Raw genomic sequence first — 17,572 nt, 5'->3', positions numbered from 1 at the left:
CTCAGGAAACTCGGGACTTCACAAACTGGACGATGCGCTGCGCGGCTTCCACGCACTCTGCCGCTTCGGCCACCAGCGCCATGCGGATGCGCTGCGCGCCCGGGTTGCTGCCATGGGCCTCGCGGGCCAGGTAGCTTCCAGGCAAGACCGTCACATTGTATTGAGCGAGCAGGTCGCGCGCGAAGTCGGTGTCACTGCCCTGGACCTTGGCCCACAGATAAAAACCAGCATCGGGCAGGGCCACGTCCAGCACCTCGGCCAGCATGGGTGTGACCTGGGCGAATTTGGCGCGGTACTGGGCGCGGTTTTCCACCACGTGGGCCTCGTCGTCCCAGGCGGCGGCGCTGGCCGTCTGCACCACCATGCTCATAGCACTGCCGTGGTAGGTGCGGTACAGCAAAAATTGCTTGATGAGCTTGGCGTCGCCCGCACAAAAACCGCTGCGCATGCCGGGCACATTGCTGCGCTTGGACAGGCTGGTGAAGGACACCAGGTTCTTGAAGTCGCTGCGGCCCAGCTTGGCGGCCGCCTCCAGGCCCCCCAACGGCGGCTCGTCGCGGAAGTAAATCTCGCTGTAGCACTCGTCCGAGGCAATCACAAAGCCGTACTGGTCGCTCAGCGCAAACAGCTTTTCCCATTCGGACAGCGGCATCACGGCGCCGGCCGGGTTGCCGGGGGAGCAGACATACAGCAGCTGGGTAAGCGCCCAGACGTCAGCCGGCACGCTGTCCCAGTCCTGCGCAAAGTTGCGCTCGGGCACGGACGGCACAAAGTAGGGCTGGGCGCCGCAGAGCAGGGCTGCGCCTTCGTAGATTTGGTAGAACGGATTCGGGCACACCACCTGCACCGGGCCGCGCGCGTCGGCCTTCTCGGGGTTCACCACGGTCTGGGCAAAGGCAAACAGCGCCTCACGCGAACCGTTGATGGGCAGTACCTGGGTAGCGGCGTCCAGTTGCAGGCCGTATCGGCGGTCCAGCCAACGCACCATGGCATTGCGCAGCTTGGCGTCGCCGGCGGTGGCGGGGTAGACCGACAGGCCGCCGTCGGCACTGCGGATGGCGTCGCAGTAGGCGTCCTTGATCAGATCGGGCGTGGGGTGGCGGGGCTCGCCGATGCCCAAACTGATGGGCCGATAGGCAGGGTTGGGCGTGACGGTCGAGAACAGCTGGCGCAGGCGTTCAAAGGGATAGGCCTGCAGGCGCGACAAATTCGGGTTCATGGGGCAGCATTATCCCCTGAGTCCCCGGCGCATCCGGCTTGCGTCCACCTTGCGGGCAATGAGTGCTGCGCCAGTTTTCAAGCTGTAACGTTTGCCCATGGTGCGGCGCGGAATGCCACCCCTGCTACACAGTATCATCGGGGACCATTCGTCAGTGGCTGCTGACGAATTAATTCAATGAAATCAACTGCTTAGAGCAGATACCACCGATCCGTGCGCCTTAATTCCATCAAGTTATCCGGCTTCAAGTCCTTTGCGGAGCCCACCAACTTCCTGTTGCCAGGGCAACTGGTGGGGGTGGTGGGGCCCAACGGCTGCGGCAAATCCAACATCATGGATGCGGTGCGCTGGGTGCTGGGCGAGAGCAAGGCATCGGAATTGCGCGGCGAGTCCATGCAGGACGTGATCTTCAACGGCACCACCAGCCGCAAGCCAGCGAGCCGCGCCAGTGTGGAGCTGGTGTTTGACAACGCCGACCACCGCGCCGGCGGCCAGTGGGGCCAGTTCGGCGAAATTGCTGTCAAGCGCGTGCTGACGCGCGATGGGGGATCGAGCTACTTCATCAACAACCAGCCCGTACGCCGCCGCGACGTGCAGGACGTGTTCCTGGGTACGGGCCTGGGCCCACGTGCCTACGCCATCATTGGTCAGGGCACGATTTCCCGCATCATCGAGTCCAAGCCCGAAGAACTGCGTTTGTTCCTCGAGGAAGCCGCGGGCGTTTCCAAGTACAAGGAGCGCCGCCGCGAGACGGAAAACCGCCTGTCCGATACGCGCGAAAACCTGACCCGCGTTGAAGACATCTTGCGTGAACTTAATGCCAACCTCGACAAGCTGGAAAAGCAAGCCGAGGTGGCGCAAAAGTACAACGCACTGCAGGCCGAGGTCACGCAGAAGCAGCACCAGCAGTGGTTCCTGAAGCGCGCCGAGGCGCTGGCCGATCAGGCCAAGGTGCAGTCTGAAGGCCTGGGTGCCGTCAACGCGCTGGAATCGCGCATGGCAGATCTGCGCCATATCGAAGCCGACCTGGAAACCGTGCGCCAGGCCCACTATGCGGCCGGCGACCAGGTGAACCAGGCCCAAGGCCTGCTGTACGAGGCCAGCACCGATGTGGGGCGCCTGGAAGCCGAAATCCGCTTTGTGGTGGAAGGCCGCCAGCGCGTGGAGCAGCGCCTGGTGACGCTGAAGGACCAGATCGCCGAATGGGCGGTGCGCCGAGACGATGCACAGGCAGAGATTGAACGCCTTGCCGAACTGGCCGCCTTGGGCGAAGAACAAACCGAGCTGCTGGCCGCCCAGGTGGAAGAGCAGGCCATGCAACTGCCCGACATGGAAGAGGCCGTGGCCAAGGCGCAAAACGCTGCCAACGACCAGCGCGGCAGTGTGGTGCAGGTGCAGCAGCAGATCCAGGTACTGGCCGCCGAGCAGCGCAGCATCGAAGAGCAAAGCCGCCAGCTGAACACCCGCCGCGACCGCCTGATGACGGACCGCAATGCACTGTCTGCGCCCGACGAAGCCCGATTGATCAGCCTGCAGGAGCAGCTGGAAGCTGCTCAAGAGACCAATCAGATCGCCGAGGCCCGCTTGCACGAGCTGCAAGAGTCGGTGCCCCAGTTGGACGAAGCCCGCCGCACCCAACAGCAAACCGTGAATGACGAGTCCGCCAAGCAGGCTGACTTCTCGGCCCGGTTGGACGCGCTGAAGGCCTTGCAGGAAAAGGTGAAGACCGACGGCAAGCTGCAGCCCTGGCTGGCCAAGCATGGGCTGGACCATTTGCAGGGCCTATGGACCCGCATCCATGTCGAACAGGGTTGGGAAAACGCGCTGGAAGGCGCACTGCGTGAACGCCTGGGCGCGCTGGAAGTGTCGCGGCTGGACATGCTGCGCGCCTTTGCGGTGGATGCACCGCCGGCCAAGCTTGCGTTCTACAGCCCGCCCTTGGCCGCCGCGCCTGAGCGCGCCAGTGTTTTGCCGCGTTTATCAGACTTGCTGCGCGTGAACGAGGCCGGCCAAAAAGCCGTGCTGACGGACTGGCTGCAAGGCTGCTACACCGCCAGCAACTTTGAAGACGCCCTGGCCCAGCGCGAGAAGCTCCAGGCCGGCGAGAGCATCTATGTGAAGTCCGGCCATGTCGTCACAGCCCACAGCGTGAGCTTTTATGCGCAGGACAGCGAGCAGGCCGGTTTGCTGGCCCGCGCGCAGGAAATTGAAAACCTGGAAAAGCAGCTGCGTGCCCAGCAGCTCATTGCCGACGAATCCCGCGTGGCACTGACCCGTGCCGAAAGTGCCTACGCCGAGAGCGCCCAGCGCCTGGTGGGCGTGCGCCGTGAGGCCGCAGAAACCCAAAGCCGCGCGCACGAGCTGCAGGTGGAGACACTGCGCCTCTCCCAATTGCTGGAGCAAACCCGGGCCCGCAGCGCGCAGATCGAGGCCGATATGGCCGAGGTCGAAGCCCAACTGGACGACCTGCAGGAACGCCGCGTGGAAGCCGAAGGCCGCTTCGAGTCGCTGGACATGCAGCTGGCCGACAGCCAGGAGCGTCACGCCCAGCTGGAAGAGCGCGTGATCGAAGGTCAGCGCAAGCTGGTGCAGTGCCGTGAGCAGCAGCGCACGCTGGAGCGCCAGGCCCAAGAGGCTGTTTTTGCCCAACGCAGCCTGCAAGCCCGCAATGCCGAACTCTCCCGTGCTATCGAAACTGCAGCACAGCAAACGCAAAACATTCTTTCGGAAGAGCAGCGCGCGCAGGAAGAGCTCACGCGCCTGACCGATGCGGCCGCCCAGGCAGGCTTGCAAAACGCCCTGGCCCTGAAGTTGGAGCGCGAGCAGGCCCTGGGCGCCAAGCGCAGCGAGTACGACGACCTGACCGCCAAGCTGCGCGCCAGCGACGAACGCCGCATGCAGCTGGAGCGCGAGCTGGAGCCGCTGCGCCAGCGCATCACCGAATTCCAGCTCAAGGAACAGGCCGCGCGTTTGGGCTTTGAGCAGTTTGAAGCCCAGTTGCTGGACGCCCAGGCCGACTTGGAAGCCATTGAGCAAAGTATCAAGGACGGCAATGTACGCCTGTTCGGCATGCAGGGCGACATTGACCGTCTGCACCGCGAGATTGCCGCACTGGGCGCTGTCAACTTGGCCGCGCTGGATGAGTTGGCAGCTGCACGCGAACGCAAACAGTTTCTGGACATGCAAAACGTGGACCTGACCCAGGCCATGAACACGCTGGAAGACGCCATTCGCAAGATTGACGCTGAAACGCGCGAGCTGCTGTCTGGCACCTTCGACCAGGTGAACTCGCACTTCGGCCGCATGTTCCCGGAGCTGTTCGGTGGCGGCAATGCGCGCCTCGTCATCACGGGCGACGAAATTCTGGATTCGGGCGTACAGGTGATTGCCCAGCCGCCCGGCAAGAAGAACCAGACCATCCACCTGCTGTCGGGTGGCGAAAAGGCGCTGACCGCGATTGCGCTGGTGTTTGCGATCTTCCAGCTAAATCCCGCGCCGTTCTGCTTGCTGGACGAAGTGGATGCCCCGCTGGACGACGCCAACACCGAGCGCTATGCCAAGCTGGTCTCGAGCATGAGCAAGGGTACGCAGTTCCTGTTCATCAGCCACAACAAGATTGCCATGGAGATGGCCGAGCAGCTGATTGGCGTGACCATGCAGGAGCAGGGCGTGTCCCGTATCGTGGCCGTGGACATGGAGTCCGCCGTTACCCTGGCTGAACTGGCTTGAGCGCCGGAAACCCACACTAGATCCCTACGATGAGCAATCTACAACTCGGACTGGCAATTGCAGGCGGCATTGTGCTGGCCGGCGTGGTGGCGCACAGCGCCTGGACCTCGCGCCGCAATGCGCCAAGACAAGCCCAACCTGAGCCTGCTGGTGACGATGCGCCGCCCGCGGCCAACCGCGAACCCACGCTGTCGGACAGCGCGCTGGAAACCCCTGCCTTCACCTTGCCCCAGGCGCCCCGTCGCCCGGCGATGGACTCGCTGATCGACGTCATTGCCACCGTGGCGCTGGACCCGTCCGTGACCGCGGTATCGGGCGAAGCCGCACTGGCAGCCCTGCCCAGCACGCGCCGTGCAGGCACCAAGCCGTTCTCAGTAGAGGGTTACAACCTGTTCTGCCTAGTTTGGGAGACACCCGCCCTGGGTCAGCGCTACGGTGGCTTTCAGGCCGGCGTGCAGTTGGCCAATCGGTCCGGTGCGCTCAACGAGATCGAGTACTCCGAATTTGTGGTCAAAACCCAGGCCTTTGCCGATGCCATCAATGCCACGCCCGAGTTTCCCGAGATGCTGGACGAAGTGGCCCGTGCGCGTGAGCTGGACCAGTTTGCCAGCGCACACGATGCCCAACTGGGTTTCACCATCCGCGCGCGCAACGCATCGTGGAGCCCTGGCTACATCCAGCAAAATGCTGCGCGCCTGGGCTTTGTGCCGGGCGTGATTCCCGGCCGCATGGTGTTGCCATCGTCGGTGGACGGTCTGCCTCCGTTGCTGGTGCTGGGCTTTGATTCGCAGGCCGCGCTGGCCGAAGACCCGGCCCAATCCGCCATCCGCGACATCAGCCTGCATCTGGACGTGGCCCAGGTGGACCGCGCCGAACAACCCTTTGAACGCATGCGCGAGGCGGCTTCGGCCTTGGCCCAGGCCATGGAAGGTGTGGTCACCGATGACAATGGCCAGCCTCTGGCCGCGCAGACCATGGACGTCATCGGTACCGAGCTGCAAACCCTCTACGACACGCTGGAGCAGCGGGACCTGGCGGCGGGTTCGCCACTGGCACGGCGTTTGTTCAGCTAATTTTTCTGGGTCAGGTATGGCGACGCTGGACTTGTTTTCTTCCGAGCCGGCCACGCCGGACTACGTGCAATTGCAGGCGCTGCGTGCGCAACTGCACCACCATGCACACCAGTACTACGTGCTGGACGAACCGGCCATCCCCGATGCAGAGTACGACCGCCTGTTCCAGGCGCTGCAGACCCTCGAGGCCGCGCACCCCGAATGGGTGACGCCCGACTCGCCCACACAACGCGTAGGTGGCAAGCCGCTGGACGCCTTTGCCACCGTGCGCCATGTGGTCCCCATGCTCAGCATCCGCACCGAGACCGACACCGAATCCACTGGTGCCCAGGCCTTCGACGCCCGTGTGCGCAAAGAGCTGGGCCTGTCCGAAGCCGATGCGCCTGTGGAATACGTAGCAGAACTCAAGTTCGACGGCCTGGCCATGAGCCTGCGCTACGAGCAGGGCGTGCTGGTGCAGGCTGCCACACGCGGGGACGGCGAATATGGCGAGGATGTGACACAGAACATCCGCACCATTGGCCAAATCCCGCTGCGCCTGCCTGAAGGCGTGCCCGCCGTGCTGGAAGTGCGGGGCGAGGTGTATATGCGCCGCGATGACTTCGAGGCCATGAACGAGAAACAGCGCGAGAAGGGTGAGAAAACCTTTGTGAACCCGCGCAACGCCGCCGCTGGCGCCGTGCGCCAACTGGACCCCAACATTGCGGCCAAGCGGCCTCTGAGTTTCTTTGCCTATGGCCTGGGGGACGTGACGCCCGCAGAGCAGGGTGGCCCTGCATTTACCACCCACTACGCCATGCTGCAAACCTTGAAATCTTGGGGATTTCCGGTTGCAGCCCTCGTAGATATTGCGCGAGGCGCTCCTGAATTGGTAGCGTATCACCAGCGTATCGGTGCCTCGCGCGACCAGTTGCCCTACGACATTGACGGCGTGGTCTACAAGGTCAACAGCCTGGCGCTGCAACGCCAGCTGGGCTTTGTGACGCGCGAGCCGCGCTGGGCCGTGGCCCACAAATACCCGGCCCAGGAGCAGGTGACCAAGGTGCTGGGCATTGATGTGCAGGTGGGCCGCACCGGCAAGCTCACGCCCGTTGCGCGGCTCGATCCCGTATTCGTGGGCGGAACCACGGTGTCCAACGCCACGCTGCACAACCTTTTTGAGCTGCGGCGCAAGAAGGTGCGCGTGGGCGACAGCGCCATCGTGCGTCGCGCGGGTGATGTGATCCCGGAAGTGGTGGGTGTCGTGAGCACAGGTCCGCGTGCCACCTATGTGCCCAACTTCCGCATGCCCCGCACATGCCCGATCTGCGGCAGCGATGTGGCGCGGGAAAAAACCGAAATGAACCACCGCTGCAGTGGCGGTCTGTTCTGCCCGGCCCAGCGCAAACAGGCCATCCTGCACTACGCCCAGCGCCGTGCCGTGGAGGTGGAGGGCCTGGGCGAAAAACTGGTGGACCAACTGGTGGAGTCCAACACCATCCGAACGCTGCCCGATCTCTACAAACTGGGTCTGAGCACCCTGGCCGCGCTGGACCGCATGGCCGAGAAATCGGCACAAAACATCGTCGATGCACTGGAAAAATCCAAGCAGACCACGCTACCGCGCTTCCTCTATGGCTTGGGCATTCGCCACATTGGCGAGGCCACGGCCAAGGACTTGGCGCGCCATTTCGGCACACTGGATGCGATCATGAACGCCTCTGAGGAGCAACTGCTGGCTGTCAACGACGTGGGGCCCATCGTCGCCAAGAGCCTGCACACGTTCTTTGCCCAAGCCCACAACCGTGAGGTCGTGGAGCAACTGCGTGCCTGTGGCGTGGCTTGGGAAGAGGGCGAAGCCGCAGCGCAAACACCCAAGCCGCTGGCAGGCAAAACCTTTGTGCTGACCGGTACCTTCCCCACGCTTAGCCGAGACCAGGCCAAGGATTTGCTGGAAGCCGCAGGTGCCAAGGTCGCCGGCTCTGTCAGCAAGAAAACCAGCTACGTCGTGGCTGGCACAGAAGCCGGCAGCAAACTGGACAAGGCCCAGGAGCTGGGGGTGCCGGTGTTGGACGAAGCCGCCATGCTGGAGATGCTGAAATGACCGTACGTGACATTTTGAAGATGGGCGACCCGCGCCTGCTGCGCGTGGCGCAGCCGGTCACCGAGTTCGACACAGACGCCCTGCATTTGCTGATCACCGACATGCTGGACACCATGCGCGCCGTGAATGGCGCCGGCCTGGCTGCGCCACAAATTGGTGTGGATCTGCAGCTGGTCATCTTCGGCAGCAACGACCGCAACCCGCGCTACCCGGACCGGCCCATCGTACCTCCCACGGTACTGATCAATCCCGTGATCACACCACTGGGCGATGCCGAGGAGAGCGACTGGGAAGGCTGCTTGTCCGTGCCGGGCCTGCGCGGCGTGGTGCCGCGCTGGGCGCATATCCGCTACACGGGGTTTGACCAATACGGTGACGCCATCGACCGCACCGTGGACGGTTTCCATGCGCGCGTGGTGCAGCACGAGTGTGATCACCTGATTGGCAAGCTCTACCCGATGCGGGTAAGGGATTTCGCCCAATTCGGCTACACCGAGGTGCTATTCCCTGGCATTGCGGCCACCGAGGACGACTAAGCCTTTAGCGCGTCCAGCAGCTCGGTCTCAATCTCGATCTGCGCGCGGTTGTGCTGCAACTGGGGGCCGTGGATCAGGAAGGTGTCTTCCACCCGCTCGCCCAGCGTGGCCACCTTGGCCAGCTGCACTTCAATCTGGTGGCGCGCCAGCACCCGCGCCACGCTGTAGAGCAGCCCCAGGCGGTCGCTGGCCGAGATATTGAGCAACCAGCGCTGTGCTTTTTCATCGGGCTTGAGCGACACGCGCGGTGCAATGGGGAAGCTCTTGACCCGGCGCGACACCCGTCCGCGGCTGGGGGCGGGCAGGGGGCCAGCCTCGGCAATGGCCTGGGCCAGGCCACTCTCCAGCAGGCTGGTCATCTCGCGGTAGTGTTCGTCCATGTCCGCCGTGGTCACGATCTGAAAGGTGTCCAGCGCATAGCCTTTGTTGGTGGTGTGGATGCGCGCGTCCAGAATGCTGAAACCGCCTTGGTCAAAATAGCCGCAGATGCGGGCAAACAGGTCGGTTTGGTCTTGCGTGTAGACCAACACCTGCAGGCCTTCGCCCACGGGAGAGCGGCGCGCCCGCACAATGGGCTGGTCCGTCGCCACATGGCGGGACAACTGTTTGGTGTGCCAGGCAATGTCGGCCGCATCGTGGCGCATGAAGTAGCTCACGTCCAATGTGTCCCACAGCGGCTTGTGCGCCTCAAAGGGCATGGCGTACAGCGCCACCATGACCAGCGCTTCGCGCTTGCGGGCTTCCACCTCGGCGTCGGGATCGGGCGCACGGCCCCCCAAAGCGCGGGCCGTGTACTTGTAGAGGTCTTCCAGAAGCTTGCCCTTCCAGGCATTCCAGACCTTGGGACTGGTGCCGCGGATGTCGGCCACCGTCAGCAAATACAGTGCAGTCAGGTAGCGCTCATTGCCCACACGCTTGGCAAATTCGGTGATCACGGCAGGGTCAGACAGGTCTGACTTTTGCGCAATGCGGCTCATGGTCAGGTGCTCGCCCACCAGGAACTCGATGAGTCTGGAGTCTTCCGCGGCAATGCCATGCTGCTTGCAGAAGCGGCGGGCTTCCACAATGCCCAGCTCGGAGTGGTCGCCGCCGCGGCCCTTGGCAATGTCGTGGAACAGCGCGGCCACGTACAGAATCCAGGGCTTGTCCCAGCCGGAGGCCAGTTGTGAGCAGAAGGGGTACTCGTGCGCATGCTCCACCATGAAAAAGCGGCGTGCATTGCGCAGCACCATCAGGATGTGCTGGTCCACGGTGTAAACGTGGAACAGGTCGTGCTGCATCTGCCCCACGATCTTGCGGAACACCCACAGGTAGCGGCCCAGCACCGAGGTCTGGTTCATGAGCCGCATCGCATGGGTGATGCCTTCGGGCTGTTGCAGGATGCTCAGGAACGCTGCGCGGTTGACGGGGTCGCTGCGGAACTTGGCGTCCATGAGGTCACGTGCGTTGTACAGCGCGCGCAGCGTGCGGGCCGACAGGCCTTTGACGCCCACCGTAGTCTGGTAGACCAAAAAGGTCTCCAGGATGGCGTGTGGGTTGCGGCGGTACAGGTCGTCGCTGACCACATCGATCATGCCGGCCTTGTCGTTGAAATGGTCATTGATGCGGCGTGGCGCATGGGTGGAAGGGTTGAGCCGCTCCTCAATGTTCATCAACAGGATCTGGTTCAGTTGGGTCACGGCCTTGGCGGCCCAGTAGTAGCGACGCATCAGCGCTTCGCTGGCGCGCACAAAGCTGCGCTTGTCCGTTTCGGGTGGCGGGGCCGTGTAGCCAAACGATTCGGCCACCGCGTTTTGCATGTCAAATATGAGGCGGTCTTCGCGGCGGTTGGCAATCAGGTGCAGGCGTGCGCGAATCAGCAACAGCAGGGTCTCGTTGCGCTGGATCTGCTTGACCTCGAAATCGGTGGCCAGGCCACGCGCGGCCAGGGCCTGCCAGTTGTCGCCATAGCCTGCAGCTTTGGCTACCCACAGAATGACCTGCAGGTCGCGCAAGCCGCCGGGTGACTCCTTGCAATTGGGCTCCAGCGAGTAGGGCGTGTCTTCAAACTTGGTGTGGCGCTGGCGCATTTCCAGCGTCTTGGCCACATAAAAGGCCTTGGGGTCCATGGCGGCGAAGAACGCCTGCTGGAACTGCGCCACCAAGCCAGCATTGCCGGTAATCAGGCGGCATTCCAGCAGCGCGGTTTGCACCGTCACGTCCTTGGCGGCTTCGGCCAGGCAGTCGCTCAGCGTGCGAACGCTGGAGCCAATTTCCAGGCCCACATCCCAGCAGCTTCCGATAAAGGCTTCAATCTTCTTTTGCAGGGCAGGATCGAACTCGGGCGCCTGGCCATCGGGTAGCAGCACCAGCACATCCACATCGGAGTGCGGGAACAATTCGCCCCGGCCAAAACCGCCTACGGCCAGCAGGGCATAGGGCTCGCCCAGCCCCGCGTGCTGCCACAGCCGCACCAGCACGCTGTCGGTGAGCAGTGACATGCGCTGCAACACCTTGCGCACCGCGCGCCCGGTGGACTGGGGCGTTGCAATGGTTTGTAACAACTGCGCTTTGTGCGCACGGTACTCGGCGCGCAGGGCCTGCAGCTCGATCATGGGTGCTGGAATGGGGGGAAGGAAAAACTCAGGCGGCCACAAAGGCCGGCGTGGCCGGGCTGCCCGCCGACAGCGTCATCACCTCATAGCCTGTGGGGGTGACCAGCACCGTGTGCTCCCATTGGGCGGAGAGCGAACGGTCCTTGGTCACGATGCTCCAGCCGTCTTTTTCAGGGCCGTCCTTGATGTCCTTGCCACCGGCATTGATCATGGGCTCGATGGTGAAGGTCATGCCTTCGACCAGTTTTTCGAGCGTGCCGGGGCGGCCGTAGTGCAGCACTTGGGGCTCTTCGTGGAAGATGCGGCCAATGCCGTGGCCACAGAACTCGCGCACCACGCTGAAACCATGGCCTTCGGCAAATTTCTGGATCGCGTGGCCGATGTCACCCAGATGGATGCCGGGCTTGACCATGCGGATACCGTGCCACATGGCGTCATAGGTGATGGCGCACAGGCGTTTGGCAGCAATGGAGACATCGCCGACCATGAACATGCGGCTGGTGTCGCCGTGCCAGCCGTCCTTGATGACGGTCACGTCAATGTTGACGATGTCGCCCTTCTTGAGCTGCTTGTCATTCGGGATGCCGTGGCAGACCTGGTGGTTGACCGAAGTGCAGATCGACTTGGGGTAGGGGATGTTGCCTCCGCCCGTGTAGTTCAGCGGGGCGGGAATGCCGCCTTGCACCTGGGTGATGTAGTCGTGCGCCAGCTTGTCGAGCGCGTTGGTGGTGACGCCGGGTTGGACAAAGGGAGTGAGGTAGTCCAGAACCTCGGAAGCCAACCGGCCGGCGACGCGCATGCCTGCGATGCCGTCAGCGTCTTTGTAGGTGATAGTCATGGGGCCAGATTATCCCAGACACCATGCGTTTGCGTGCTCCATTGCCGTTAGCATCGCAGTTTTCAGGGAGAAGAAGATGAAACGTATTCTTGTGGCATCGCTCATCGCGGCGTGTTCCATGGTCTCGCAGGCAGCGCCCCCGACGCCGGAGTCCATAGAGCAACTGCTGAGCCTCATTCAGGCGGACAAGATCATGGAGGGCGTAAAACCCCAGCTTATGGCAGGCATGAAAGCCAGCATGGACCAGGCGCTGAAAAACCACAAACCCAGTCCAGAAGAGCAGAAAGTGATCGATGCCTACGTGGCCCGGTCCGCAAACATCATCACTGAATCGGTAACTGGCCAGAGCCTGAGGCCGCTGTACGTGCAACTCTATACCCAGCACTTCACGCAGGAAGAGGTCGACGCAATTCTGACGTTCTACCAAAGCCCCGCCGGCAAATCGATGATGAACAAAATGCCACAAATCATGCAATCCATCATGGCCGCAATGCCCTCATTGATGGCACCCGTCATGGAGAAGCTGAAGGCCTCCACTGACCAAATGATCCAAGAACTGGGCGCACTGCCGAAGAAGACGCCGAAGGTTCCCTAGTCCGTCTCTCGAGCCGGACCACTGCGTGGCTCAGCTGCCCAGCGGCGCGGGCATGGTCAGCGGCGTTTTGCGGCGTGGCACCAGGCCGTCGTCCAGCAGGCGCTCTATGCGCTCGAACACTTCCATGCGGGAGAAGGGCTTCTTCATGAAGTCGTCAGCGCCAATGGCGCTGCCGAAAAACTGTTCTGTGGCCTGCTCGTTGCCACTGATCATGATGACCGGGATGTTGCGCGTCAGCGGATTGCGGCGCAGCACGCGCAGGGCGGAGAAGCCATTCATCTTGGGCAGCACGATGTCCAGAAAGATCAGGTCCGGCGGGTCGGCCAGCACCATGTCCAGGCCCGCTTCAGCACTGGCGGCCACGCGCACGTCCAGGCCAATGGACTGCAGGATCTTACGCAGGGCGGCGCACACGGTGGCCGAGTCGTCCACCACCACGATGCGCAGGTCCGGCCGGGCGTTCAGGCGTGGGCGCAGCCGGCGCTCGGGCAACTGCCCCGTGGGGTCCACGATGGGCAGTGGTTCAGCCGTGGCGCCGGGCGCCGTAAAAATGCTGCGGAATTTGGAAAAAATCGCCACCAACGAAACTCCACTGTGTTTGTCGGGCCCGCTGGCCCTCTGACAAATTGTCCACTTTTTGTCGTGGACCGCGTGCCCGGGAGCGACCGTGCAGCCAGTTAAAATCACCGCTCACCCATCCAGCCCTTCGGGCGACGCTTCATCTTTCCTAGGCCACCACCGTGACCCTGCATATCACCTCTTTCGAAGGCGGCAACGCCCTGAGTAACTTTCGCGTTCAACAACTTTTGCCGCAATTGCAGGGCATACACGACAAAATTTCGGGCATTTCGGCCCGTTTTGTCCATTTGGTGGCCACCGAAACCGCTTTGGACCAGCCCCTGGCCGACAAACTGGCCGCGCTGCTGACCTATGGGGACCCGTACGCCGGCACTTCTGAAGGCGTGGCGATTGTGGTCAGCCCCCGTTTCGGCACCGTGAGCCCCTGGGCCTCCAAAGCGACAGACATTGCCCACAACTGCGGATTTACCGTCAAGCGCATCGAACGTCTGGTGGAGTACCGCCTCACACTCAAAAGTGGTCTGCTGTCCAAGGGAGCACTGAGCACCGAGCAACTGCAACAGGTTGCCGCGCTCCTGCACGACCGCATGACCGAAAGCGCCATGCTGGACCGCGCCCAGGCGCAGGAGCTGTTCAACGCGCTGCAGCCCGCGCCCATGGACCATGTGGATGTCTTGGGTGGTGGCAAAGATGCGCTGGTCAAGGCGAATACGCAGTTCGGCCTGGCCCTGGCCGCGGATGAGATCGACTACCTGGTCAACGCCTTCACCACGCTGGGCCGCAACCCCACTGACGTGGAGCTGATGATGTTCGCCCAAGCCAACAGCGAACACTGCCGCCACAAGATTTTCAACGCCCAGTTCACCATCGACGGCGTGGCGCAGGACAAGAGCATGTTCGGCATGATCCGCAACACGCACCAGCTGCACCCCCAGTACATGCTGGTGGCGTACTCGGACAATGCCTCCGTCATGGAAGGCGTGCAGGTCGAGCGCTTTGTAGCCAAATCGGCTTCTGGCCCCCGTGATATCAGCGCGGCCAGCTATGAAAAGCGTAGCGAAACCAACCACATCCTGATGAAGGTGGAGACGCACAATCACCCGACGGCGATCTCTCCCTTCCCCGGTGCCTCCACCGGCGCAGGCGGTGAAATCCGTGACGAGGGCGCGACTGGCCGCGGCTCCAAGCCCAAGGCGGGCCTGACCGGTTTCACCGTCTCCAAGCTCTGGGGCAGCATCCTGGGCAAGCCCGAACACATCGCCAGCCCCTTGCAGATCATGGTCGAAGGCCCACTGGGCGGCGCGGCATTCAACAACGAATTCGGTCGTCCCAACCTGTTGGGCTACTTCCGTGAATACGAGCAGACCGTGGCCAGCGATGTGGACACCGTGGCACGCGGCTACCACAAGCCCATCATGATCGCGGGCGGCTTGGGCATCATCGACGCGGGCCAGACGCACAAGATCGAATTCCCCGCCGGCAGCCTGCTGATCCAGTTGGGCGGACCCGGAATGCGCATCGGCATGGGCGGCAGCGCGGCGAGCTCAATGGCCACGGGCGCGAACGCGGCCGAACTGGACTTTGACTCCGTACAACGCGGCAACCCAGAAATCGAACGTCGTGCACAGGAAGTCATCAACCAGTGCTGGATGCAGGGCGACCAAAACCCCATCCTGGCGATCCACGACGTGGGCGCCGGTGGTCTGTCCAACGCCTTTCCTGAGCTTACCAATGACGCGGGTCGCGGTGCGCGCTTTGACCTGCGCGCCGTCAAGCTCGAAGAGTCCGGCATGGCGCCCAAGGAAATCTGGTGCAACGAGAGCCAGGAGCGCTATGTGATGGCGATTGCGCCTGAGTCGCTGGAACAGTTCACGGCGCTATGCGAACGTGAACGCTGCCCGTTTGCGGTGATTGGTGTCGCTACCGAAGAACGCCAGCTGCAACTGGTGGACGAGGGTGCCGAGTCGCCCGTGGACATGCCCATGAACGTGCTGTTGGGCAAGCCGCCCAAGATGCACCGCGATGTGAAGACCGTGGCGCGCACCTTCAAGCCGCTGGACCTGACCGGCGTGGACATCCAGAAAGCAGTCATCGACGTGCTGGCGCACCCGACCGTGGCGTCCAAGCGCTTCCTGATCACCATTGGCGATCGCACCGTCGGCGGCCTGACGCACCGCGACCAGATGGTTGGCCCGTGGCAGGTGCCGGTGGCCGACTGCGCAGTCACGCTGGCCGACTTCAAAGGTTTTGCCGGTGAAGCCATGTCCATGGGCGAGCGCACGCCGCTGGCCGCGCTGGACGCGCCGGCCTCCGGCCGCATGGCGGTGGCCGAGGCCATCACCAACCTGCTGGCTGCGCCCATCGAGCTGCCGCGCGTCAAGCTGTCGGCCAACTGGATGGCCGCCTGTGGCGAGCCCGGTGAAGACGCCGCTCTGTACGCCACGGTGAAGGCCGTGGGCATGGAGCTGTGCCCGGCACTCGGTATCTCCATCCCCGTGGGCAAGGACAGCCTGTCCATGCGCACGCAGTGGAAGGACGAAGGCAAGGACAAGAAGGTCACGTCTCCCGTCTCCCTGATCGTGAGCGGCTTTGCCACGCTGGCCGACGTGCGCGGCACGCTGACCCCGCAACTCAACGCGACCGACGACACCACGCTGGTGCTGGTGGACCTGGGCAAGGGCCTGCACCGCATGGCTGCCAGCATTCTGGCGCAAACGCTGGACCAGGTGGGCGACAAGGTGCCCGATCTGGACGATGCAAAGGACCTGGTGAACCTGGTCAACGCCGTGAACGCGTTGCGCGCCAAGGGCCAGGTGCTGGCCTACCACGACCGCGGCGACGGAGGCCTGCTGGCCACGGTGGCCGAAATGGCGTTTGCCGGCCGTGTGGGCGTGGCGCTCAATGTGGACATGCTGGTCACCGAAGGCGATGGCATTTCCGACAGCCGCATGGATGTGGGCGACAGCAAAAACTGGGCAGGGCAGGTGGGTGCCCGCCGGGACGAACTCACGCTCAAGGCCTTGTTCAGCGAGGAGCTGGGCGTGGTGCTGCAGGTGCGCACCTCTGAGCGCTCGGAGGTAATGGCCACCCTGCGCGAGCATGGCCTCTCCAAATTCAGCCATTTCATTGGCAAAACGCGCCCCGCCGCTGACGCCATCGCCGCCGGCAAGGGCGAGCTGCAGATCTGGCGCGACGCCAAGAGCATCTTCAGCGCCAAGCTGGTTGACTTGCACCAGGTGTGGGACGCCGTGAGCTGGAAGATTGCCCAGCAGCGCGACAACCCCGTGTGTGCCGATGCCGAGCACGCCGCGGCAGGCGCAGAGAACGACCCGGGCCTGCACGTTTACTTGCCAAACAAGGCGCTAGCCCTCGTGGAATCTGCGCGAGCAGCTACGAAAAACGTAGCACCGGCGATCCTGAAAAACCGACCAAAGGTGGCGGTGCTGCGCGAGCAGGGCGTCAACTCGCATGTGGAAATGGCCTACGCCTTCACCGAAGCCGGCTTTGAGGCCTACGACGTGCACATGACCGACCTGCAAACCGGCCGCGCCAAGCTGGAGAACTTCCAGGGTGTGGTGGCCTGCGGTGGTTTCAGCTACGGCGACACCTTGGGCGCCGGCATTGGCTGGGCCCGCTCCATCACCTTCAACGACGGCCTGTCCGACCAGTTCAAGGCCTTCTTCGCGCGCCAGGACACGTTCGGCCTGGGCGTGTGCAATGGCTGCCAGATGTTTGCCGAGCTGGCCGACATCATCCCGGGCGCACAAGACTGGCCGCGCTTCACCACCAACCAGAGCGAGCGCTTTGAGGCGCGTCTCTCGCTGGTGGAGGTGCTGGAGTCGCCCAGCCTCTTCTTCAAGGACCTGGCCGGCATGCGCCTCCCGATCGCCGTGGCCCACGGCGAAGGCTTTGCCAACTTCAAGTACCGCGGCAACGCGGACAAGGCGATTGCCGCCATGCGTTACGTGGACAACAGCGGCGCGGCCACCGAGGCCTACCCGTTCAACCCCAACGGCAGCCCCGGCGGTTTGACCGCGGTGACCACGGCGGACGGACGCTTCACCGCGATGATGCCGCACCCCGAGCGTGTGTTCCGCAATGTGCAAATGAGCTGGACCAGCCTGGACACGAGCGAGCACAGCCCGTGGATGCAGCTGTGGCACAACGCGCGCCGCTGGGTGGATTGACGCGGCTAACACATTTCGTGCGCCTTGGCTTGGCGCCGACAGAATGAGGGGAGCGGGCTCGGTGAATTCGGGCCCGCTCCCTTGTTATTTGGCAAAGCCGCCCAAAATACTTGCCATAGCAACTAATTTTGAGGTTTCT

Annotated in this window: 10 protein-coding genes; 6 read left to right on the top strand and 4 right to left on the bottom strand. The window is 63.3% G+C overall.

Annotation, left to right across the window (positions count from 1 at the left end; all coding sequences use genetic code 11):
- Nucleotide 1: 1 nt before the first annotated feature.
- A complete protein-coding gene (dapC, locus tag AC07OE_RS03745) occupies nucleotides 2-1,219 on the bottom strand; it encodes a succinyldiaminopimelate transaminase (protein ID WP_495069233.1) in 1,218 nt (405 codons plus the stop codon).
- A 213-nt stretch (nucleotides 1,220-1,432) separates the two neighbouring features.
- On the opposite strand from dapC, the gene smc reads away from it, so the two are divergent.
- Genes smc through def form a run of 4 tightly spaced genes read left to right on the top strand, consistent with a single transcriptional unit; the run spans nucleotide 1,433 to nucleotide 8,640 of the window.
- Entirely contained in the window at nucleotides 1,433-4,948 is a 3,516-nt protein-coding gene (smc, locus tag AC07OE_RS03740) for a chromosome segregation protein SMC (protein WP_495069232.1), read from the top strand.
- A 29-nt stretch (nucleotides 4,949-4,977) separates the two neighbouring features.
- Entirely contained in the window at nucleotides 4,978-6,021 is a 1,044-nt protein-coding gene (locus AC07OE_RS03735) for a cell division protein ZipA C-terminal FtsZ-binding domain-containing protein (protein ID WP_495069231.1), read from the top strand.
- A 16-nt stretch (nucleotides 6,022-6,037) separates the two neighbouring features.
- The gene (ligA, locus tag AC07OE_RS03730) at nucleotides 6,038-8,104 is read left to right on the top strand and encodes an NAD-dependent DNA ligase LigA (RefSeq protein ID WP_495069230.1); all 2,067 of its coding nucleotides are present in this window, start codon (nucleotides 6,038-6,040) and stop codon (nucleotides 8,102-8,104) included.
- Nucleotides 8,101-8,640, top strand: coding sequence for a peptide deformylase (gene def / locus AC07OE_RS03725; protein WP_495069229.1), 540 nt, complete (start codon nucleotides 8,101-8,103; stop codon nucleotides 8,638-8,640). Before ligA ends, def begins: the two co-directional genes overlap by 4 nt.
- Here the strand turns inward: def and AC07OE_RS03720 are convergent.
- Complete coding sequence (locus AC07OE_RS03720) at nucleotides 8,637-11,234, bottom strand: [protein-PII] uridylyltransferase (protein WP_495069228.1); 2,598 nt, start codon at nucleotides 11,232-11,234, stop codon at nucleotides 8,637-8,639. The genes def and AC07OE_RS03720 overlap by 4 nt on opposite strands.
- A gap of 28 nt (nucleotides 11,235-11,262) precedes the next feature.
- Nucleotides 11,263-12,072 (bottom strand): type I methionyl aminopeptidase, encoded by an 810-nt coding sequence (map, locus tag AC07OE_RS03715; RefSeq protein WP_495069227.1) that lies wholly within the window; start codon nucleotides 12,070-12,072, stop codon nucleotides 11,263-11,265.
- 76 nt (nucleotides 12,073-12,148) lie between these two features.
- Between map and AC07OE_RS03710 the strand changes: the two genes are divergently transcribed.
- Nucleotides 12,149-12,667 (top strand): DUF2059 domain-containing protein, encoded by a 519-nt coding sequence (locus AC07OE_RS03710; protein ID WP_495069226.1) that lies wholly within the window; start codon nucleotides 12,149-12,151, stop codon nucleotides 12,665-12,667.
- Between the two features lie 30 nt (nucleotides 12,668-12,697).
- Here the strand turns inward: AC07OE_RS03710 and AC07OE_RS03705 are convergent, their stop codons facing one another.
- Complete coding sequence (locus AC07OE_RS03705; protein ID WP_495069225.1) at nucleotides 12,698-13,246, bottom strand: response regulator; 549 nt, start codon at nucleotides 13,244-13,246, stop codon at nucleotides 12,698-12,700.
- A 161-nt stretch (nucleotides 13,247-13,407) separates the two neighbouring features.
- Between AC07OE_RS03705 and purL the strand changes: the two genes are divergently transcribed.
- A complete protein-coding gene (gene purL, locus AC07OE_RS03700) occupies nucleotides 13,408-17,433 on the top strand; it encodes a phosphoribosylformylglycinamidine synthase (protein WP_495069224.1) in 4,026 nt (1,341 codons plus the stop codon).
- Nucleotides 17,434-17,572: the final 139 nt, after the last annotated feature.

The organism is Rhodoferax sp. GW821-FHT09E07 (assembly GCF_059416145.1).
This window is presented reverse-complemented; position numbering and strand designations above follow the sequence as displayed.

What these genes read in the sequence shown, in the direction of transcription:
- dapC (WP_495069233.1), bottom strand. Translation starts at nt 1,219, where the DNA reads ATGAACCCGAATTTGTCGCGCCTGCAGGCCTATCCCTTTGAACGCCTG.
- def (WP_495069229.1), top strand. Translation starts at nt 8,101, where the DNA reads ATGACCGTACGTGACATTTTGAAGATGGGCGACCCGCGCCTGCTGCGC.
- AC07OE_RS03735 (WP_495069231.1), top strand. Translation starts at nt 4,978, where the DNA reads ATGAGCAATCTACAACTCGGACTGGCAATTGCAGGCGGCATTGTGCTG.
- AC07OE_RS03720 (WP_495069228.1), bottom strand. Translation starts at nt 11,234, where the DNA reads ATGATCGAGCTGCAGGCCCTGCGCGCCGAGTACCGTGCGCACAAAGCG.
- AC07OE_RS03710 (WP_495069226.1), top strand. Translation starts at nt 12,149, where the DNA reads ATGAAACGTATTCTTGTGGCATCGCTCATCGCGGCGTGTTCCATGGTC.
- map (WP_495069227.1), bottom strand. Translation starts at nt 12,072, where the DNA reads ATGACTATCACCTACAAAGACGCTGACGGCATCGCAGGCATGCGCGTC.
- ligA (WP_495069230.1), top strand. Translation starts at nt 6,038, where the DNA reads ATGGCGACGCTGGACTTGTTTTCTTCCGAGCCGGCCACGCCGGACTAC.